Genomic DNA, 17,786 nt, shown 5'->3' on the forward strand with positions numbered 1-17,786 from the left:
AATCCTGGCGTCCAATCCGTTATTTTGCGGGCTCGCCGGCGCTGCACAGCCGGCTCCCGGGTGAAGATTTGTGAAGATGTTTTGAGCGAATCAGGACTACCATGGACAAACGTCCGCGATGCAGGGGAAACCCCAAATTCCATCGCGCGCGCAGAGGGATACAGTGGTAGCGAACCATTGCAGCCATGGAGATCATCATTCCGTTTTCCTGGAGACTTCCCGACGTGTTCGTGCGCTCGCCCGACGGTGTCCTCCACCGCGTGGTGAGACATGCCACGACCACGGAAACCATTGCCAAACTCGAGAGCATTCCCAGCAACCACCACCTGGATTGCGAATGCATGCTCGACAATGGCGAAGCCCTGGCCTGGATCGGCGGTAATCTGTACCGCCAGGTCAATGGTGGGATCATCTTCACCGCCGAACCCGGCGCCGCGCCCCCCCTGGCCGAGGCACGCAAGAACGCCAAGGCGCGCAACACCGTGCGCGACGCCTGCCGTCCCGCTGTCGCGCAAGAATCACACGCGGCGCAAAAAAACGTCGTACCATCCGCTGTAGCTAGACTAAAAACCGGCAACGATTGGAGCCTGATACGCGCCTGGCGCGAGCACCTGAACATCAGCACCGCTGACATGGCTGCCCGCCTCGGAGTGGATCACTCCATCTACATCGAATTGGAAAGGCCGCGTCCGCGACCGCGCCAGATCATTCTGGACCGCATCTCGGCCGCGCTGGGTGTCACGCCCGACCAGCTCGATGATTCATCGTTAGGAGGACATTTCCACTGATGCAGGCCGCATTCGCCTGACCAATGGAATTGTTCGAGCAACTTTGGCGCCGCGTAAGAATGACCGCGCATGGGGAGGTACCTGAAATGCTCGGAACCGCAAGACGCTTGACTGACGTACTGGCCACGGCCCCCGACGGCACGTTGTATCGCATCGAACGCTTCGTGTCGGACCCCGACGCCTACTCCGCGCTCGGCACTTCCCGCTTCGATCCCAAGGCGCATTGCGTCTGTCGCACCAGTTCGGGCGAGAAAGTCACCTGGCTCGGCGGCCAGGTCTACCAGCTCCTCAAGACCGGCCTGTGCCTGACGGCGGTGGACCGACGACGTGGCTGAAGCCGCTCAGCGCCGCCCGCCCTTCTCCGTGAACCGCGCCACGACGAACTCCACGAACGTCGTGAGCTTGGGCAACGCCTGCCTGTCCTTCGGATACAGCAGCGTGACCGGCCGTGCTGCCGGCCAGTATGGTTGCAGGATCGGCATCAGCTTGCCCGCGCGCACGTCCTCGGCCAGCAACAGCTCGGGCTGCAGCACGATGCCGAAGCCGGCCAGCGCCGCCTGCCTGAGCGCCTGGCCGTTATTCGAGACGAAGCGGCTGGTCGGCGGATAGTCGGCCTGCGCGCCGTCGCCATCGGCCAGCCGCCAGCCCGTGCGGCGGCTCCAGTACGAGAAGTCCAGACACTGGTGCCGGGTCAGGTCGGCGGGCGTATGGGGCGTGCCATGGCGCGCCAGGTAGGCCGGCGCGGCGCAGATGATCATCTGGTAGCGGCCGATGGGGCGCGCCACCAGGCTGGAATCGCGCGGCTCGCCGATGCGCACCGCGAGGTCGTAGCGTGACGCCACCAGGTCCTCGACCGCGTCGCTCAGGGCCAGTTCGACGCTGACGTCCGGATAACGATCCAGGTAATCGGCGATCACCGGCGCCAGCGCGAACGAACCGAACGAAACCGTCGACGTGATGCGCAGGTTGCCCCGCGGCGCCACCCGCAACGCCTCGGCGCCCTGCTCCGCGTCGCGGATGTCGGCCAGGATCTCCTTGCAGCGCGCGTAGTACGCCTGGCCCGCCTCGGTCAGGCTCTGGCGCCGCGTGGTCCGGTTCATCAGCCGCAGTCCCAGCCGCGCCTCCAGGCCCTTGATGTGCTTGGCCGCCATGGCGGCGGACATCTCATGGCGCGCGGCCGCCGCCGTCAGGCTGCCCAGCTCGACCACCGCCACGAAGACTTCCATGCTGAGCAGACGATCCATGAATTACGCACCCTGGGTATGAAGTGTTCCAACCATTCCCGGATTTTTCCACAGGAATGGACATCGCAGAATGCCTTCATGCGCTGGCGTCCATGCCGCGCGCCCCACATCAAACTCGGGAGTTTCCATGAAAATCGCACTTATCGGCGCCAGCGGCACCATCGGCCGCGCCGTCGCCCACGAACTGGGCCAGCGCCACGAGGTCATCGCCATCGGCAAGACCCAGGGCCAATACCAGGTCGACATCACCCGCAGCGACAGCATCCGCAGCCTGTTCGACCGCATCGGCAAGGTCGACGCCATCGTCTCCACCGCCGGCGCGCTGCACTTCGGCCCGCTGGCCGAAATGACCGCCGAACAATTCAAGATCGGCCTGCATGACAAGCTGCTGGGTCAGGTCGACCTGGCGCTGATCGGCCAGCACTACCTGAACCAGGGCGGCTCGATCACGCTGACCAGCGGCATCGTCAGCGACGAGCCGATCCGCTTCGGCGCCAACGCGTCGGCCGTCAACTCGGCGATCGATGGCTTCGTGCGCGGCGCGGCGGTGGAACTGCAAGGCGCGCGCATCAACTCGGTCAGCCCGACCGTGCTGCAGGAATCGTGGGACGGCTACGGCCCCTACTTCCTTGGCTTCGAAGCCGCGTCCGCCCAACGCGTGGCGCTGGCCTACAGCCGCAGCGTCGAGGGCGTGCAGACCGGCCGCGTGTACCGCGTCTGGTAAGGCGCGCGGCGGCGTCGGCGCAGGCGAGTCTGATCTCGCGGCGGCTCATGGTGTCTGCGCAGATCAGCGAATGTACACTCAGCGCATTCTCGGAGAACCGCATGCGCTACACCCTGTTGCTCGCGTGCGTGGCGGCCGCCACGCTCGGCACCGCCTGCTCGTCGCGGCAGGCCTACGACACCGGCCAGGCCTGGCAACGCAATGAATGCGGCAGGATCACCGACATGCAGGAGCGCCAGCGCTGCATGGGCGCGGCGTCCACGTCGTACGACAGCTATCAGCGCCAGCGGCAGGACATCCAGAAGTGAGCCAGAAAGCCGGTAAGCCAGTAAGCCAGTAAGCCACTAAGCCGGTAAGCCGCCCCCCAGGCGCGCATCACCGCGGACCGCGTGTCCCGCGCGCAAAAACGAAAAAGCCCGGCGCAAGGCCAGGCTTTTTTAGCTTCGCGCCGACGACTCGGCGCCTATCAGCGCCTATTTCATCGACACGTAATGCGATGGCGCGCCCGGCAGGATTCGAACCTACGACCCCCTGGTTCGTAGCCAGGTACTCTATCCAGCTGAGCTACGGGCGCGCTAAAGAGGCGTGTTTATAACATGGATTCGCGACGGTCCGCAAATCGGAGGGCCGCCGGCTGCCTCCCACCCGGATTGCGCCAGATCAATCGCCGCGGTCGCCCACGGCGTTACGCTGGATCCAGCGAGCATGGAGACACACCGGCATGGCCAAGAAATTTCCCCTGCACCCCAAACACCCCGAGCGCGTCTGCTGGGGCTGCGACCGCTACTGTTCCACCAACGAACTGGCCTGTGGCAATGGCTCGGATCGCACCATGCACCCGGCCGAACTGTTGGGCGACGACTGGTACACCGTGGGCAATTGGGGGCTGGAGGATGACGACGTCGCCGCCGCCACGCCGGCCCCTGCCGCGACGGGCGCCATTGCCGCGCCCTGATCCCGTCGGAAACCGTGCCGGCATGCGCCCGTGCCCGCGACGTTCCACGGCATGCCCCCAAGATGCCCGACCATGGCATGGCCGACAAAGGCGCCGAGCAGGAACATTCGGCAAGAACGGCCGGCAAGCATGCAGTGCACAACCATGCCGCAGACAAACATGCTGCATACAAACATGCTGCATACAAACATGCTGCATACAAACAAAAAGGCCTTCGATCCGAGATCAAAGGCCTTCTCATTGTCGCGGCGCATATGACTGCGCCACCTTGCCACGCCATGCATTGCCACATTTTTCATTGCCACATTTTCATGTGGCGGCGCGGCTTTTTTGCGTTTCTTTCCCTTTTCCGTACTCACCTCGGAATATGCATCCAAGTGAGTGGCGCGCCCGGCAGGATTCGAACCTACGACCCCCTGGTTCGTAGCCAGGTACTCTATCCAGCTGAGCTACGGGCGCTCCGGTAAAGAGGCAAAATTATATCAGAATAATTTCACCACCGCACTGCATTTGCTCTTCATTTTTACCCAAGCGCTCGACTTGGGCGGTCCATCGTTTAGCCTATAAGGCAACCTTTGAGCTGACTTTCAAATCAAACTCTAGCCAACCATACAGCAAACATTCAATGGCGCGCCCGGCAGGATTCGAACCTACGACCCCCTGGTTCGTAGCCAGGTACTCTATCCAGCTGAGCTACGGGCGCGTTAAAAAGCAAGCCTTGAATCATAGCGTTGTTTCGCAGACCGCGCAAGTCGGGCGCCGTGCCTACCCAAAACACGGCCGGCCACGGCTGCCGTCCTGAATCGTCGCGGCGCTACACGGCCGCGCCGAGCATGCGCAGATAGGCGTCGGCGATGCCGCGCGCGAAGTCGGTGGGATCCGACAGCTTCGACAGGATCGCGTCGTCCGTGGCGCAGTGCACCCCGGCGTAGATCAGCAGCGACATCATGCGCGGATTGTCCACCCGCCATGCGCCCGCCTCGGCCCCGGCCTGCAGGATGCCTTGCAGTTGCCTGACCACGTCGTTGCCGGTATGCCCTTCGCGCGCATGGTGATGCTGATGCGTGAAAACGATGTCGTGCACGCGGTAAGTGCGCAGATAGGTCGCGACGTTGGCATGCACCCATGCGCGCAGCTTCCCGACCCAGTCGTGCGCGTCGCAGGCGTCGATCGCGCTGGCCAGTTGCGCGACGAATTCGCGCACGTAGCGCTCGGCAAGCGCATGCAGCATCTCGTGCTTGGACGGGAAGTAGACATAGAACGTGCCCTTGGCCACGCCCGCCGCTTCCGTGATCTCGCTGATGGTGGTGGCGTCGACCCCTTTTTCCAGGAACAGCGCCTGCGCGGCGCCCATCAACTCGTCCAGCCGCACCTCCGGCGGCTTGGTGCGAGGCGACGCCTGGCGCGCGGATCCGCCTGCGGAATGGTCGGTCATTGCTTTCACTCGGATGTCAGCCATGGCGCCAGTCTAAGGGAATTTGGCGGGAGTCTCCCTGGCGTACAGCTTGCCGACAGCCGATGGTCACATTGATACAACGTCGCAAACCTAGGCTAGCCGCCGTGAATGCCGGCTGTCATCCGGCAACCCTCGTGTCGCCATGACAGGGCGCCACCCTCTCCGCAAGGTCTACAACCATGTCTGAAAAAGAAAAGAGCGCGAACGCGCAGGCTGCCGCGACGTCGACGGCCGCCGATCACGCTGACGCCGACACTCCCGTCCGCGCCACCCGCCGGGGCTTCCTGACCGGTATCGCCGCGCTCGGCGCCAGCGCCGCCGCCATGGGCGCGCTGGCCGGCTGTTCCAGCGGCGACAGCGACGATGACGACAACACCCCCGCTCCCGCCCCCGACCTGACGACGCAACTGCGCAAGAACGTCAAGACGCTGGTGGTGATCTTCGCGGAAAACCGCAGCTTCAACAACCTGTTCTCCAACTTCCCCGGCGTCGAAAAGCCGTTGTCGGCGTTGACCGCCGCCGACTACACGCAGAAGGACCGCGACGGCACGACGCTATCGGTGCTGCCGCCGGTGTGGGGCGGCATGGTGCCGACCTCGCAACAGGCCAACCACGTCACCTACCAGGTCGCCGAGAACGCGCCCTACATGAACAACCTGCCCAACGCGCCCTTCGACCTGCGCGGCCCGCAAGGCGAGCCACTGCCGCAAGGCGTGGTCACGCGCGACCTGTGGCACGTGTTCTACCAGAATCAGATGCAGATCAACGGCGGCAAGAACGACCGCTTCGTGGCCTGGGCCGACTCCGGCGCGCTGGTCATGGGCCGCTACAGCGACTCCGCCTACAACCTGCGCCTGTGGAAACTGGCCCAGGAATTCGTGCTGTGCGACAACTTTTTCCAGGGCGCGTTCGGCGGTTCGTTCCTGAACCATCAATACCTCGCCGCCGCCCGTCCGCCGTTCTATCCGGACCTGGCGAACGCCTCGATCAACGTGCGCGGCCAGATCGCCCAGTTGCAGAGCGCCGATCCGACCGATCCCAACCTGCAACCCAAGCCGACCTCGCCGGCCAGCGCCCTCACCGGCGCGCCGCAGTTCGGCGCCAGCGCCCTGACGCCGGACGGCTACGGCGTGAACACCATGGGCCCGCCCTACTGGCCCGCCTTTTCCCGCGATGCCGCCAACCCGACCCAGGCCGATCCGACCTCGGTGTTCATGGTGCCGCAGACGCACGACAACATCGGCGACCTGATGACCGCCAAGGGCCTGGACTGGGCCTGGTACGCGGGCGGCTGGCAGGCGGCGATCGACTCCACCGCCAACACCGGCTTCCCCTCCTCGCCCAACTTCCAGGCGCACCACCAGCCCTTCAACTACTTCCAGAGCACCGGCCCCGGCACCGCCGCGCGCACCGCGCACTTGCGCGACGGCGGCCTCGGCGATCTGTCGTCGACCAACAAGTTCCTGGCCGATGCCGAAGCCGGCAAGCTGCCCCCGCTCACGTTCTACAAGCCGCAAGGCAACCTGAACATGCACGCGGGCTACGCCGACGTCGATTCGGGCGACCGCCACATCGCCCACATCGTCGACAGCCTGCGCAAGAGCTCGCAGTGGGCCAACATGGTGGTGGTCATCACCGTTGACGAGAACGGCGGCTGGTGGGACCACGTGGCGCCGCCCAAGGGCGATCGCTGGGGCCCCGGCACGCGCATTCCCGCGCTGGTGGTCTCGCCGTTCGCCAAGAAGGGCTCCGTCGACCACACCATCTACGACACCGGCTCGATCCTGCGCCTGGCCACCCGCCTGTTCGACCTGCCGACGCTCGAGGGCCTGAAGGCGCGCGACGACGCCATGACCGCGCGCGGCCAGAAGCCGATGGGCGACCTGACCAACGCGCTGACCTTCGGCGCCTGATCGCCGCCGGCGGCGGCCGTGTTCCGCGAGGGCCGGCCGGGCGCACATGCCCGGCCGGCCCTCCGCCCTTCCCACGGTCCCGCAAGTGCTCCCCGTTGCGCGCCCGGCACGGGTCCGACCCGGCGCCGTGCGAAAATTCGCCATTCCCTCCTGGATGGCCCCGCCTTGAAACACCTGCTGGCCGGTTTGGACCGGCTCGATGACTTCGACGACATCATCGACGTGCGCACGCCGCTCGAGTATGCCGATGACCACATCCCCGGCGCCCTGAACGCGCCGGTGTTCAGCAATGAAGAGCGGGCCCGGGTCGGCACGCTGTACCGCCAATCGCCCTTCGAGGCCACGCGGCTGGGCGCCGCCCTGGCCGCGCGCAACATCGCCAACCACCTGGACACCACCTTCGCCGATCGCCCGCAAAGCTGGCGTCCCCTGGTGTATTGCTGGCGTGGCGGCAAGCGCTCGGGTTCCATGACGGTGATGTTCAACATGATCGGCTGGCGCGCGCGCCAGCTCGATGGCGGCTACAAGACCTACCGCCGCGCCACCCTCGAGGCCCTGGACGCCCTGCCCGCCGGCCTGCGCTTCGTGGTGCTGACCGGCCCCACCGGCAGCGGCAAGACGCGGCTGCTGCACGCGCTGGCGCAGGCCGGCGCGCAGACGCTGGACCTGGAAGCGCTGGCGGCGCATCGCGGCTCGCTGCTGGGCGCCCTTGCGGGGGTGCCGCAACCGACGCAAAAGGGCTTCGACACGCGGTTGGCGGCGCGGCTGCGCGCGCTGAACGCGGACCGGCCAGTGTTCGTCGAAGCCGAAAGCCGCAAGATCGGCGCCGTGGCGCTGCCGGACTCGCTGCTGGCCGCGCTGCACCGGGGCGCCTGCGTCGCCGTCACCGCCAGCCGCGAAGACCGCGCGCAGTTTTTGCAGCAGGACTACGCGCAACTGTTCGACGATCCCGCCGGCTTCAAGTCGCAGTTGCAGCGCCTGGTCGGACTGCACAGCCGCGACACCGTCGGCGGCTGGCTGCGCCTGATCGACGAAGGCCGTCGCACCGAGCTGGCGCGCGAACTCATCGACCGCCACTACGACCCGGCCTACGCGCGCAGCAGCCAGGCGCACTTCACGCGCCTGGCGCAGGCGCTGCCGCTGGTGTTCCGCCCCAACGACGACGATGTCGTGGCGCAGGCGCGGGCGCTGCTGGACGCGCTGGACTGAACCCGCCCGCTCACAACGCCGCCAGCATCGCGCGCAACGCATCGGCCAGCGCCGTCACCTGCGCGCGCGCGGGATCGCTCAGCGGTTTCCCGGCGCGCAGCCGCGCTTCGGCCGCCTCGGCCTGCTGGTACAGCGCCATCGCCTGGACCGCGCCGAACCCGCCCCGCATCCGGTGCAGCACCGCCTTCAGGTCGCGCACGTCGGCGGCGGCCAGCGCCCGCTCCAACCGCGCCAGGTCCTCGCTCATGGTCTGCACGAAGACCTCGCGATACTTGCCCACGAGCGGCGGCGCCCCCGCGGCGCAGGCGGCGGCGATGGACGCGGCGGCGGCCGCGGCTTCCGATGCGCTGGGCGGCTGCCCCGGTTCGGCGGCCCCACCGCGTTGCGCGCGCAGCTCGCTCCACAACAGGCTCAGCTTGAGCGGCTTGACCAGCCAACTGCTCATGCCCGCGGCCCTGCAGCGGGCTTCCTCGTCCTTCAACGCGTTGGCCGTCACCCCGATGATCGGCACGGCCACGCCCTGGGCCCGCAAGGCGCTGGCCAGCTCGTAGCCGTTCATGCGCGGCATGTTGACGTCGGTCAGCACGGCATCGAACGGCCCGATGTTCCATTGCGCCAGCGCCTCGGCTCCGTCCGGCGCGAGCGTCACCTCGCACCCCAGTTGCTGCAACTGGTCGCGCATCGTCACCTGGTTGATCGGGTTGTCCTCGGCCACCAGGATCCGCAGGTTCAGCGGCGCGTAGTGCGGCGCGGCGGCCTGCCTGGTGGCGACGGCGGCGTCGCCGCTGGCCCAGCGTTCCAGCGCGAAGCCGATGCTGTTCAGGTAGTGCCGGTCGGCGCGGTGCAGTGTGGCGCCAGCGTCGTCCTGGCCGCCCGCCAGCACCACCGGCCCGTCCCACTCGATGGGCGCGGCCGCCTCGCCGCCGATCTGCACGTCGAGCAGCACGCGCTCGCCTGACTCGTCCGACGGCAGGACGGCCGGCGCCACGCTCGCCTGCGCCCCCCAATGCTCCAGCCATTCGCACAGGTTCGCGCTCAGCGCCCGGCGCGCGCTGCGCACGTAGACCCGCAGCCCGTGCAACCGCGGCGACGGTGCCGGCGGCGCCTCGGCCAGGTCCAGGTCGATGGCGATGGAGAAACTGCTGCCCAGCCCCGGCTCGCTGGTCACCTGGATGGCGGTTCCCATCAAAGCCGCCAGCCGCGCGCAGATCGACAGGCCGATGCCGGCGCCGCGCACCAGGTGCGAACCGCCGTCGATCTGGTAGAAGGGCTCGAACAAGAACGCCTGATCCTCCTCGCGGATGCCGACGCCGCTGTCGACCACCTGGAAATGCAGGCGCGCGCGCCCGCCCTCCAGCGCCTCGGCCCGCAGCCGCGCCACCACGTGGCCGGAGTCCGTGAACTTGATGGCGTTGTTGACCAGGTTGTTGAGGATCTGCCGGATCCGGCCGCCGTCGCCCATCACCCAGGCCGGCGTCGCGGTGTCGATGCCGCTGTAGATCACCAGCCCCTTGCGCTCGGCCACGCCGGCATACGAGGCGATGCAGTTTTCGACCAGCTCGCGCGGATCGAAACCCTCGCGCTGCAGCGCCAACTGGCCCGATTCGATCTTGGTGATGTCGAGGATGTCGCTGATGAGCTGCTGCAGGATCACGGAGGAATCCTGGATGCGGTCGACGTGGCGGCGTTGCGCCTCGTTCAGCGGCGTCAGCGACAACACCTCCAGCGTGCCCAGCACGCCGTACAGGGGCGTGCGGATTTCATGGCTCATGGTGGCCAGGAAGGTCGATTTGGCCTCGTTGGCGCGATCGGCCTGTTGCTTGGCCTGCGCAAGTGTGTGCTCCATCTCGGCGCGCGCGCTGATATCGGCGAAGGCGCACAGCACCACATCCTGCTTCTTGTAGCGGGTCGGCGCGAACGCAACGAACAGCGTGCGCCCGTCATGGGTGCGGAAGGTCTCGAGGGTGCCGGGGCCGGACGCGCCCAGCACCTGGCGCAGCAGCTTGTTGGTCTCGGCCGAATCGCGCAACTGCTCGCCCACGCCGATGCCCAGCCACTGCGCCGCCAGCGCATTGCCGAACACGATGCGGCCCTCCAGCCGCGACAGCACGCACAGCGCCACCGGCGCCGTGTCGAGCACGGTGCGGTTGAACTCCTCGCTCTCGACCATGTCGAGATGGGCGATCTCGGCGGGATGGATGACACGCCGGTTGTACCAGAACAGGTAGCCGCAGCCGGCCGCCAGCCCCAGGCCGAGCATCAGCAGCACCGCGGCCGGCAACCACATGTTGGCGCGAAAGAAGCCGCTGTAGGCCAGTTGGTAATAGCCGTTCCACTGACCGCTCTTGTCGGCGATGCGCAGCAGCAGGCCGTCGCGGGCGAAACGAAAGCCCGGCGCCATCACCGGCGGAGCGCCCTCGCCCAGCAGCACCTCGCCGCCCTGGCGCACCAGCCAGAAGCGGTCGAACAACGGCACCTGCCGGATACGCTCGGAAATGCTGACACGGCCGCGGCTCAGCAGCGAGACCGCGTAGACATTGCGCCGCGTGGCGGGCTCGGCGCCGCGCCCGTTCAGCGGCAGCATCACCGGCAGCATGCCGACTATCGCATCCGGCAGATGCGGGTCGCGCACCCACAGGACGCTCGGTCCCTCGCTGCCCGAGCGATCCTCGGGATCGGTGGCGCCGCCCGCCCGCTGCACCGCATCCACCACCGCCAGGAAGGTCTGCCGGGTCAGCGGCTCGTAGCCCGACATGGTGGCGATCGCGGGCACGCTCATGCTGAGCTGCTGGCTCGGAGACATGACGAACAGCGGCGCGGCCGGATACACCGACGCGGCCCAGCGCGTGGCGTAGAAATCCGACAGGTAATCGCCGATGCCGGTGAACACGCCGCCGGCCACCGGGCACGCGTCCGGACTCTGGCACAGCAGCGAAAACGGCATCGCCGCGATCGCGTGCTGGCCGTCGTAGAAGGCCCACGACCCGCGCTCGAACCCGGCGGTCTCGCTGACCCGCGTCGGCGCCACCAGCCGCCGTCCGTCGGGGTTCAGGCCCTGTGCATACAGGCCCTGCAGCACGCTCTCGTGGGCGTGGATATATCCCACCAGCACGGTGAAGTCGGTGCGCAGCTTTTCCTCCTCCTGCTGCAGGATGCGCTGCCCGCCCCAATAGAGCACGCCGCCCAGCACCAGCAGCAGCGTCAGGATGGCGAACAGGACGATATTCAATCGGCGCGATGCGCGTATGACTCTTATCAACGGTGTGTCCAGTTTCATGGATGCGTCATTGCCCGCGCGCGCCAGGCCGGCGCCGCGCCATGCGCGCGGCGCCGACCGGCTCACGCGGGTCGCGGGGATTCACGGGTGGAATCGGGTGATTGGAAAAGGGCGGCGCGCCCAGCAGCGCCTGGAACGCCGCCGGGTCCACCGCGGGCGAGATCAGGAAGCCCTGCGCATAATCGCAGCCGATGCGCCGCAGGAATTGCCGCGCTGCCTCGGTCTCGACGCCCTCGGCGGTGACCCGCAGCCCCAATCGCCGTCCAAGCTGCGCCGCGGACAGCAATGCGGCCGCGCGGGACTCGTCTTCGGGGGCGCCGTGGACGAAGGCGCGATCGATCTTCAATTCGGTGAAAGGCGTCGAGATCAGGCTGTAGAGCGAGCTGTAGCCCTTGCCGAAGTCGTCCTGGGCCAGGCCGAAACCCTGCAGCCGCAGCCGGCTGGCCCCCATATGATAATTGCCCGGCGCCACCGTCATGTCGTCTTCCAGCAGTTCGAAGGTGATGTCCTCGGCCGCCAGGCCCCGGCGCGCGACCCGCGCGCACAATTCCTCGGGCAGCCGCGGCCGGTCCAGCAGGCGCACCGGCAGGTTGACCGAGACCGGGATGCGGAAGCCGGCGCGGCGCCAGGCGCTGATGGCCGCGAGGCTGTCGTCGAGCATGCGGATCAGCAGTTCGTGCTCCAGGCCGTGGCGGCGCACCGTCGGCAGGAACGCGCCAGGCAGCAGCAGGCCCTGGTCGCGATGGCGCCAGCGCGCCAGCGCCTCGGCCCCCGCGATGGCGCCGGACGCCAGCGACTGCTTGGGCTGGAACCAGGCTTGTATGTCGCCCGCGCGCAAGGCCGCCATCACGTCGCCGCGCGACGGCGCGTAGCCCGCGCCAGCGGGCCGCCCCGCCGCCCGCGCCGAGACGCGGGCGCGCCACTGCGCCACCAGGCCGCGGACCTGTTCGGCCGTGACGGGTTTGACGAAGACGCCAAGCAGCGGCAGCCCGATTTCGCTGGCCATCAACCCGATGCTGTTGGCCAGCGCGCGCCCGCACCCCGTGACGACCGCCAGCATCGGCGGCCGCGCCAGCCCGGCCAGCTCGCGGATGAACTGCGCGCCGTCCATGCCGGGCATGCGGATGTCGGTCAGCACCAGATCGTAGCGCGCGACGCGCAGGCATTCGAGCGCGGCGGCGGCGTTCTCGGCGGTATCGACGAGACCGACGCCGGCCTGTCGCAGCAGGTCGCGCAGCGACAGGCACTGCAGCGGATGATCGTCCAGGACCAGCGCCCGGCAGGCGGCCGGCGAAGTCATGTCGGATCCTTCGCGATCCCGTGCAGGGTCTGCGCCAGCACCAGGAAGGGCAATGGCTTGCCCAGCACCTGATCCATGCCCGCGGCCAGGCCGCGCTGCACGATCTCGGCGCTCGAGCCCGACGTCAGACCGATGATCGGTCCGGCGTGGCCCGCGTCGCGCAGCGCCCGCGCCAATTGGTAGCCGTCGGACACGGGCATGTTCAGGTCGGTCAGCACCAGGTCGAACGGCTGCGCGCGCCATTGCCGCAAGGCTTCGTCGCCCTGGCTGGCCAGCGTCACCACGCAGCCCAGGTATTCGAGCTGCTCGCGCAGCACCCGCTGATTGATCGCGTTGTCCTCGACCAGCAGCACCCGCAGGTCCAGCGACCGCGACGCAGCCCCCGCCACGCCGGACGCGCCGGGCTCGACTCCGTCCTGCGCCATGCGCACGGCGCGGCAGATGCTGGCGGGGTCGGACGCGCTCGCCACGCCTTCGGCCGCGTCGGCCATGAAGGCGTCCTGGCTCGCCCCGGGCGCCCACACCGTGACCTGCCGTTGCCGCCACTGCGGCGCCGGCGCGGACGGCGGCCAGGTCCGCACCAGCACCGCATCCGCCGACCCGGCGGCGTCGCCCGCCTGGCGGTACGGCAGCGCGGCCGCGCCGCACGCGCTCAGCCAGCCGCGTACGTTGTCGACCACTTCGGGCACCGCGCCATCGACATACACCGGCCGCGGCGCCAGCGCGACCGGCGCGGCGCCGACCGGCTCGTCCGCCGCCAGCGTCAGGCAGAACGCAATGCTGGTGCCCAGCCCTTCCTCGCTGACCACCGACAGCGCGCCGCCCATCAGATCCGACAGGCGCCGGCAGATCGTCAGCCCCAGGCCGGTGCCGCCGCTGTCGCCCCCCTGCCCCGCGGGGATCCGGAAGTACGGCTCGAACAGCCGCGCGCGGTGGTCCTCGCGGATACCCGGGCCGGTGTCCGCCACCTGAAACCGCAGCCGGACCTGCCCCGGCTCGCGGGCGACGGCGGCGCAGGCGCGCAGCACCACGCGGCCCGCCTCGGTGAACTTGACCGCGTTGCTGACCAGATTGTTGAGGATCTGCTGGATGCGCACCGCGTCGCCGCGCACCGTCATCGGCATGCCGACCTCGCTCAGGCCATACAGGGTCAACCCCTTGGCGGCGGCCCGCGCCGCGTAATTGGCCACCACCTGTTCCACCAGCTCGGCCGGCGAGAACGCGCCGATCTCCAGCTCCTCGCGGCCGGCCTCGATGCGCGACAGGTCCAGCGTGCCGTTGACGGTGCGCAGCAGCGTCGACGACGACTGCTGGATCGTGTCCAGGTACTGTCGCTGCGGCGCGCTCAGGCCGCTCATGGCCAGCAGCTCGAGCGTGCCGAGAATGCCGTAGAGGGGCGTGCGGATTTCGTGGCTGATGGCGGCAAAGAACATCGCCTTCGAGGCGCTGGCCTGGTCGGTGGCCAGCTTGGCCTGGCGCAGCGCGTGCTCGACCTTCTTCTGCGCCGTGATGTCGCTGATGCCGCACAGCACGACGTCTTCGGATTGATAGGTGGTGGCGGCGAACGCCACGTAGGCGCTGCGGCCGTTCTCCAGCGTGCATTCCTCGCCGCCGGTCTCGGCGCCCGCCCGCAGCAGCGTCTCGCGCCAGTGGTCGCGCTCGCCCAGCCATTGACGGGCCGCGGCGTTCGACAGCAGCACCGCGCCATCGGCGCGCCGCAGCAGGCACAGGCCGACCGGCGCCACCTCGACGATCTTGCGGTTGAGCGCCACGCTGTCCAGCAGCGCCGCGTAGTGCCGCTGCGCCGGCCGCACCAGCCGAAGGCGCAGATGGCGTACCGCCAGCAGCACCGCCGCCAGCAGCGCCAGCGCCACGCCGGCGGCCGCCTCGAACGCCGGCGCGCCATCCTCGATCAGGTCGCTGATCGGCACGTAATAGGCCAGCCGCCAACCCGCCTCGCCCACCGATTTGACCAGCACCAGCGTCTGCGGCCACCAGCTCGCCCCGCGCAGGCGGAACGAATCGCGCGACAGGTAGGCCGGCGTCTCCTCGACCCGAGGCGGCAGCTTGCCGCCATGCAGGGCCATGGCGCCGTCGCCGTCATACAGCGCGTAGCTGGCCCCTCCGCTGGCGCACTCCACCGGGTCGAGCACCGCCCCCAGGCCGCCCACCTCGAGCCCGATCCAGGTGCGGTCCTCGCCCGCGACATCGGCCGGCGTGTAGAGGAACAGGCGATTGGCCGGATCCATCGGCGGCCGCAGCCAGACGATCGGCGTGCGGCCGTCCGGCCCCGGCCGCGCGCTGCGCAGCCGCAGCGCCTGCGCCAGCCAGCGGGCGGTGTCGCCGGACATCGGCGTGACGCCGCCATCTGCCGGCATCGCCAGGCGGGCGGCCGCGCCGCCGGACGGCGAGACGTAGACGATGTGGGCGCGCAGTTGCGCCACGTTGACGCGATCGCGCGGCGTGAGGATCAACGCCCAGTCAAAGGCGCCGCCGGCATCGGCCAGCGGCGCCACCGTGACCTGGCCGGAGGGACCGAGCGTCTGCGGCATCTGCGACAGCGGCAAGCGGCGGCTGTTGCGCACAGTTGAAGCCGCCACGGAACGCAGCAGCGCCTCGCGCTGGTCGAAATACAACTGGGCGTTGTAGGCGCCGGCGTTCATGCGGCGGCGGTACTTCGAGACCTCGGCGGTGAACGCCCCGTAGGCGTACAGCGCGGTCCCCACCAGGAAGCAGGCCGCGAGCGCGACGGCGAACAGGTGCAGTAAAAGCATGGACAGCCCCGGCGCCGCCGCGGTCGGGGCTTCCCGGGTGCGGGGGGCTACGATCATGCCGCCGATCATAGAATTCCGTCCTACCGCCCAAACCAAGAATTTTCTTAAAGCCGACGTGGCGCCGGCCCGCCGCGCGACGACGCGCGCGCAAAGAAAAAACCCGCAGAACTTGCGTTCTGCGGGTTTCTTGCCAGCCTGGCATGCCAGGCTGGAAATCTGGCGGAGATGGTGGGATTCGAACAATGCGATCAAGCTATTGAAAAATAAGCACCTTACACACCAGACAAATAAAAATACCCGCAAAAATACCCTCACGCTGATCAGTCTTCCTAAGAAACTTGTGGAGCCAACAAGGTTTGCGGCGGCTCCCAAAGACTCCTACAGCAAAGCGATAAATTCTTGGATGGCAGGCTGCTGATTGAGGTTTGTGGCAAGCACGATGCCGGAAATGGTCTCCGCCAGACGCGTCACTTGGGCGCCGTCGGCCAAGACGTCAGCAGGCTCATCACCAATCTGAGTTGCGAAGATCGAAAAAATGGCCATGACCACAGGCTTCCACGCTAACGCAAGCTCCTCGAGGGTTTTTCTCCTGGCGTCAGATGCCTCCTGGCTGAACGCAACGTGCTCTGTGTCCACCCGTCTCGCAACGATAGTTTCTAGGCAGGCGCCAACAACTGCCATGAAAAAGTACTTAAAACGCACTATGCGTGCAATCCGAAGTTGCTTTTGCTGCGCTTTAATGAGTTGCCCTGCTGCATTCTTCGACTTAAGCTCAGAACGAATATCGTCGATAGCTTTTGCTAGCGCATACACAAACAGGATGTGACGGGCTGACTTTCCTTCAAAGGCTCGGTTGTAGGCAGACTTCCTGTCGAAGATTGTGTTTTTTCCTCGTACCGCGTCGTCCAGCGCTCCGGAAAACGCAAGAAGCGGCTGCGCCACCACCTCAATCCCAAGGCCGGAAAGCGATTGACCAAAGCCACGCTTCAATGAGTATCCATGGCCCAAAGCAGCAAACTCATCGGCGAGCCTCCGTTGCGTCTCTGTGTTGCTATATTGATCCCAGGTCGTGATCTCGTTCTGGGTGTTGTTGAATCTCACTATGTTCCGAACCGTCTCTTGTTGCCCGCAAGCGACCACACGCGCTAACACGCGCACTTGAGACAGATCGTGTTTCGAACGATCGATTTGACTTATAGAGCCAGTGGTCTGCGCACCATTGATGATCGAGCATCCTGAAATTAGGGTGCCATCCCTCGTTTGCTGGTAATCGAGGGTCAACAGTGTCAGCCCATTATTGAACATCCAGAAATCCGTAGGGGCGTTCTCAGCCGTCTGTTTTATGCCCGCGTTGATCTTCCTACGCTTGCTTACACCCAGGAATCCGCGATAGTTCGCGGAAAACAGTTCTGTGGAATGAGTGTGAAACTGCTCGTACAGCCAAGAAGCTGGAAGCGAAATTACAGCTGCTCGCCAATCTTTACCTTGTTCTTCGAACAATACAGGGGCGGGGACAAGGATCTCGTCTTTCACGAGGATGCCACTTTCCCTCGCCACGAAGAGGCGTTCGCATTCTTCTAGCCCAATCTCCTTGGCAGTAACCTGAATATTTCTTCCTTCGAAACCCCGTTCCAAATGTCTCCGGGCAGTTTCAAGCTCGTCTGCTACATTCTTTGACTGCATCAGATTGTGCACATACAACAATTCGATCTGGTCGATATCACCCTGATCAATTGCTGCTCGGCATTCGCGAATGATGTCAGCCAATTCCTTTGGAACTTTCGTCAAATCTCCGGAAACCAACCACGCAGCTGCCGTGTTCAAATCCGAAGCTTTGTTGGCTGGCGCGGCTCCCCCAACCTTCTGGGTAAAGTAGCCCTGTGCAAAGACAAGTCGCCGCTCGTCTCTATCCAAATACACGAAATCGAGCTTCTTGTCGTCAGGCTGGTCAGTTAACGCGTTGACGCCCAATTCGATTGGATCAGGCTGATCCAGATACATGGACATAACCCAGATAAGATGGGCGTTCCCCATTCCAAACTGACCATGTAGATCAGCCTGGGTCGCAAAATCATCGGTGTGGTGCACAGACATACTCCCCTCCGCAAATGAGCGGCAACAGAACATTTTAATACGTAACAGACAA

The 17,786-nt window shown here is 66.6% G+C and carries 14 protein-coding genes and 3 tRNA genes; 8 read left to right on the forward strand and 9 right to left on the reverse strand.

Annotated features, from left to right (window positions below; all coding sequences use genetic code 11):
* The first annotated feature begins 185 nt into the window (after positions 1–185).
* Both AAID08_RS19930 and AAID08_RS19935 read left to right on the forward strand, forming a co-directional pair.
* Positions 186–788, forward strand: coding sequence for a helix-turn-helix domain-containing protein (locus AAID08_RS19930; protein ID WP_054503089.1), 603 nt, complete (start codon positions 186–188; stop codon positions 786–788).
* Positions 789–874: 86 nt separating this feature from the next.
* Positions 875–1,123: a hypothetical protein gene (locus AAID08_RS19935; protein ID WP_175143250.1), complete on the forward strand. Its 249-nt coding sequence runs from the start codon at positions 875–877 to the stop codon at positions 1,121–1,123.
* A gap of 6 nt (positions 1,124–1,129) precedes the next feature.
* Here the strand turns inward: AAID08_RS19935 and AAID08_RS19940 are convergent, their stop codons facing one another.
* Positions 1,130–2,032: a LysR family transcriptional regulator gene (locus tag AAID08_RS19940; RefSeq protein WP_175166619.1), complete on the reverse strand. Its 903-nt coding sequence runs from the start codon at positions 2,030–2,032 to the stop codon at positions 1,130–1,132.
* Between the two features lie 127 nt (positions 2,033–2,159).
* On the opposite strand from AAID08_RS19940, the gene AAID08_RS19945 reads away from it, so the two are divergent.
* Positions 2,160–2,756 carry a short chain dehydrogenase gene (locus AAID08_RS19945; RefSeq protein WP_395756822.1) on the forward strand — a complete coding sequence of 199 codons (597 nt, stop codon included), beginning with the start codon at positions 2,160–2,162 and terminating at the stop codon, positions 2,754–2,756.
* Positions 2,757–2,857: 101 nt separating this feature from the next.
* Positions 2,858–3,064: a hypothetical protein gene (locus AAID08_RS19950; protein ID WP_054503093.1), complete on the forward strand. Its 207-nt coding sequence runs from the start codon at positions 2,858–2,860 to the stop codon at positions 3,062–3,064.
* Positions 3,065–3,253: 189 nt separating this feature from the next.
* On the opposite strand, the gene AAID08_RS19955 is transcribed toward AAID08_RS19950, so the two are convergent.
* Positions 3,254–3,330, reverse strand: a tRNA-Arg gene (locus tag AAID08_RS19955).
* A gap of 147 nt (positions 3,331–3,477) precedes the next feature.
* On the opposite strand from AAID08_RS19955, the gene AAID08_RS19960 reads away from it, so the two are divergent.
* Positions 3,478–3,711 carry a DUF3079 domain-containing protein gene (locus AAID08_RS19960; RefSeq protein WP_054503094.1) on the forward strand — a complete coding sequence of 78 codons (234 nt, stop codon included), beginning with the start codon at positions 3,478–3,480 and terminating at the stop codon, positions 3,709–3,711.
* A gap of 382 nt (positions 3,712–4,093) precedes the next feature.
* On the opposite strand, the gene AAID08_RS19965 is transcribed toward AAID08_RS19960, so the two are convergent.
* The 3 genes from AAID08_RS19965 to AAID08_RS19975 form a co-directional block, all read right to left on the reverse strand.
* A tRNA-Arg gene (locus AAID08_RS19965) sits at positions 4,094–4,170 on the reverse strand.
* Positions 4,171–4,337: 167 nt separating this feature from the next.
* Positions 4,338–4,414: transfer RNA gene (locus AAID08_RS19970), tRNA-Arg, on the reverse strand.
* Between the two features lie 111 nt (positions 4,415–4,525).
* Positions 4,526–5,146 carry a TetR/AcrR family transcriptional regulator gene (locus tag AAID08_RS19975; protein ID WP_054503095.1) on the reverse strand — a complete coding sequence of 207 codons (621 nt, stop codon included), beginning with the start codon at positions 5,144–5,146 and terminating at the stop codon, positions 4,526–4,528.
* A gap of 200 nt (positions 5,147–5,346) precedes the next feature.
* On the opposite strand from AAID08_RS19975, the gene acpA reads away from it, so the two are divergent.
* The gene (gene acpA / locus AAID08_RS19980) at positions 5,347–7,080 is read left to right on the forward strand and encodes an acid phosphatase (protein WP_395756823.1); all 1,734 of its coding nucleotides are present in this window, start codon (positions 5,347–5,349) and stop codon (positions 7,078–7,080) included.
* Between the two features lie 165 nt (positions 7,081–7,245).
* On the forward strand, positions 7,246–8,289 hold the full coding sequence (gene mnmH, locus AAID08_RS19985) for a tRNA 2-selenouridine(34) synthase MnmH (protein WP_064524221.1): 1,044 nt from the start codon (positions 7,246–7,248) through the stop codon (positions 8,287–8,289).
* Between the two features lie 10 nt (positions 8,290–8,299).
* Here the strand turns inward: mnmH and AAID08_RS19990 are convergent, their stop codons facing one another.
* From AAID08_RS19990 to AAID08_RS20000, 3 genes are read right to left on the reverse strand one after another with little or no spacing between them, the layout of a single operon-like run.
* Complete coding sequence (locus AAID08_RS19990) at positions 8,300–11,518, reverse strand: ATP-binding protein (RefSeq protein ID WP_395756824.1); 3,219 nt, start codon at positions 11,516–11,518, stop codon at positions 8,300–8,302.
* A gap of 55 nt (positions 11,519–11,573) precedes the next feature.
* Entirely contained in the window at positions 11,574–12,866 is a 1,293-nt protein-coding gene (locus AAID08_RS19995; RefSeq protein WP_054503098.1) for an EAL domain-containing protein, read from the reverse strand.
* On the reverse strand, positions 12,863–15,640 hold the full coding sequence (locus tag AAID08_RS20000; protein WP_395756825.1) for an ATP-binding protein: 2,778 nt from the start codon (positions 15,638–15,640) through the stop codon (positions 12,863–12,865). Before AAID08_RS20000 ends, AAID08_RS19995 begins: the two co-directional genes overlap by 4 nt.
* On the opposite strand from AAID08_RS20000, the gene AAID08_RS20005 reads away from it, so the two are divergent.
* The gene (locus AAID08_RS20005) at positions 15,639–16,058 is read left to right on the forward strand and encodes a hypothetical protein (RefSeq protein WP_343718697.1); all 420 of its coding nucleotides are present in this window, start codon (positions 15,639–15,641) and stop codon (positions 16,056–16,058) included. The genes AAID08_RS20000 and AAID08_RS20005 overlap by 2 nt on opposite strands.
* Here AAID08_RS20005 and AAID08_RS20010 read toward each other — a convergent pair.
* A complete protein-coding gene (locus AAID08_RS20010; RefSeq protein ID WP_395756826.1) occupies positions 16,019–17,734 on the reverse strand; it encodes an AIPR family protein in 1,716 nt (571 codons plus the stop codon). The genes AAID08_RS20005 and AAID08_RS20010 overlap by 40 nt on opposite strands.
* Positions 17,735–17,786: the final 52 nt, after the last annotated feature.

It is taken from the genome of Achromobacter sp. EB05, from assembly GCF_044232075.1.
Lineage (GTDB): Bacteria > Pseudomonadota > Gammaproteobacteria > Burkholderiales > Burkholderiaceae_B > Achromobacter > Achromobacter dolens.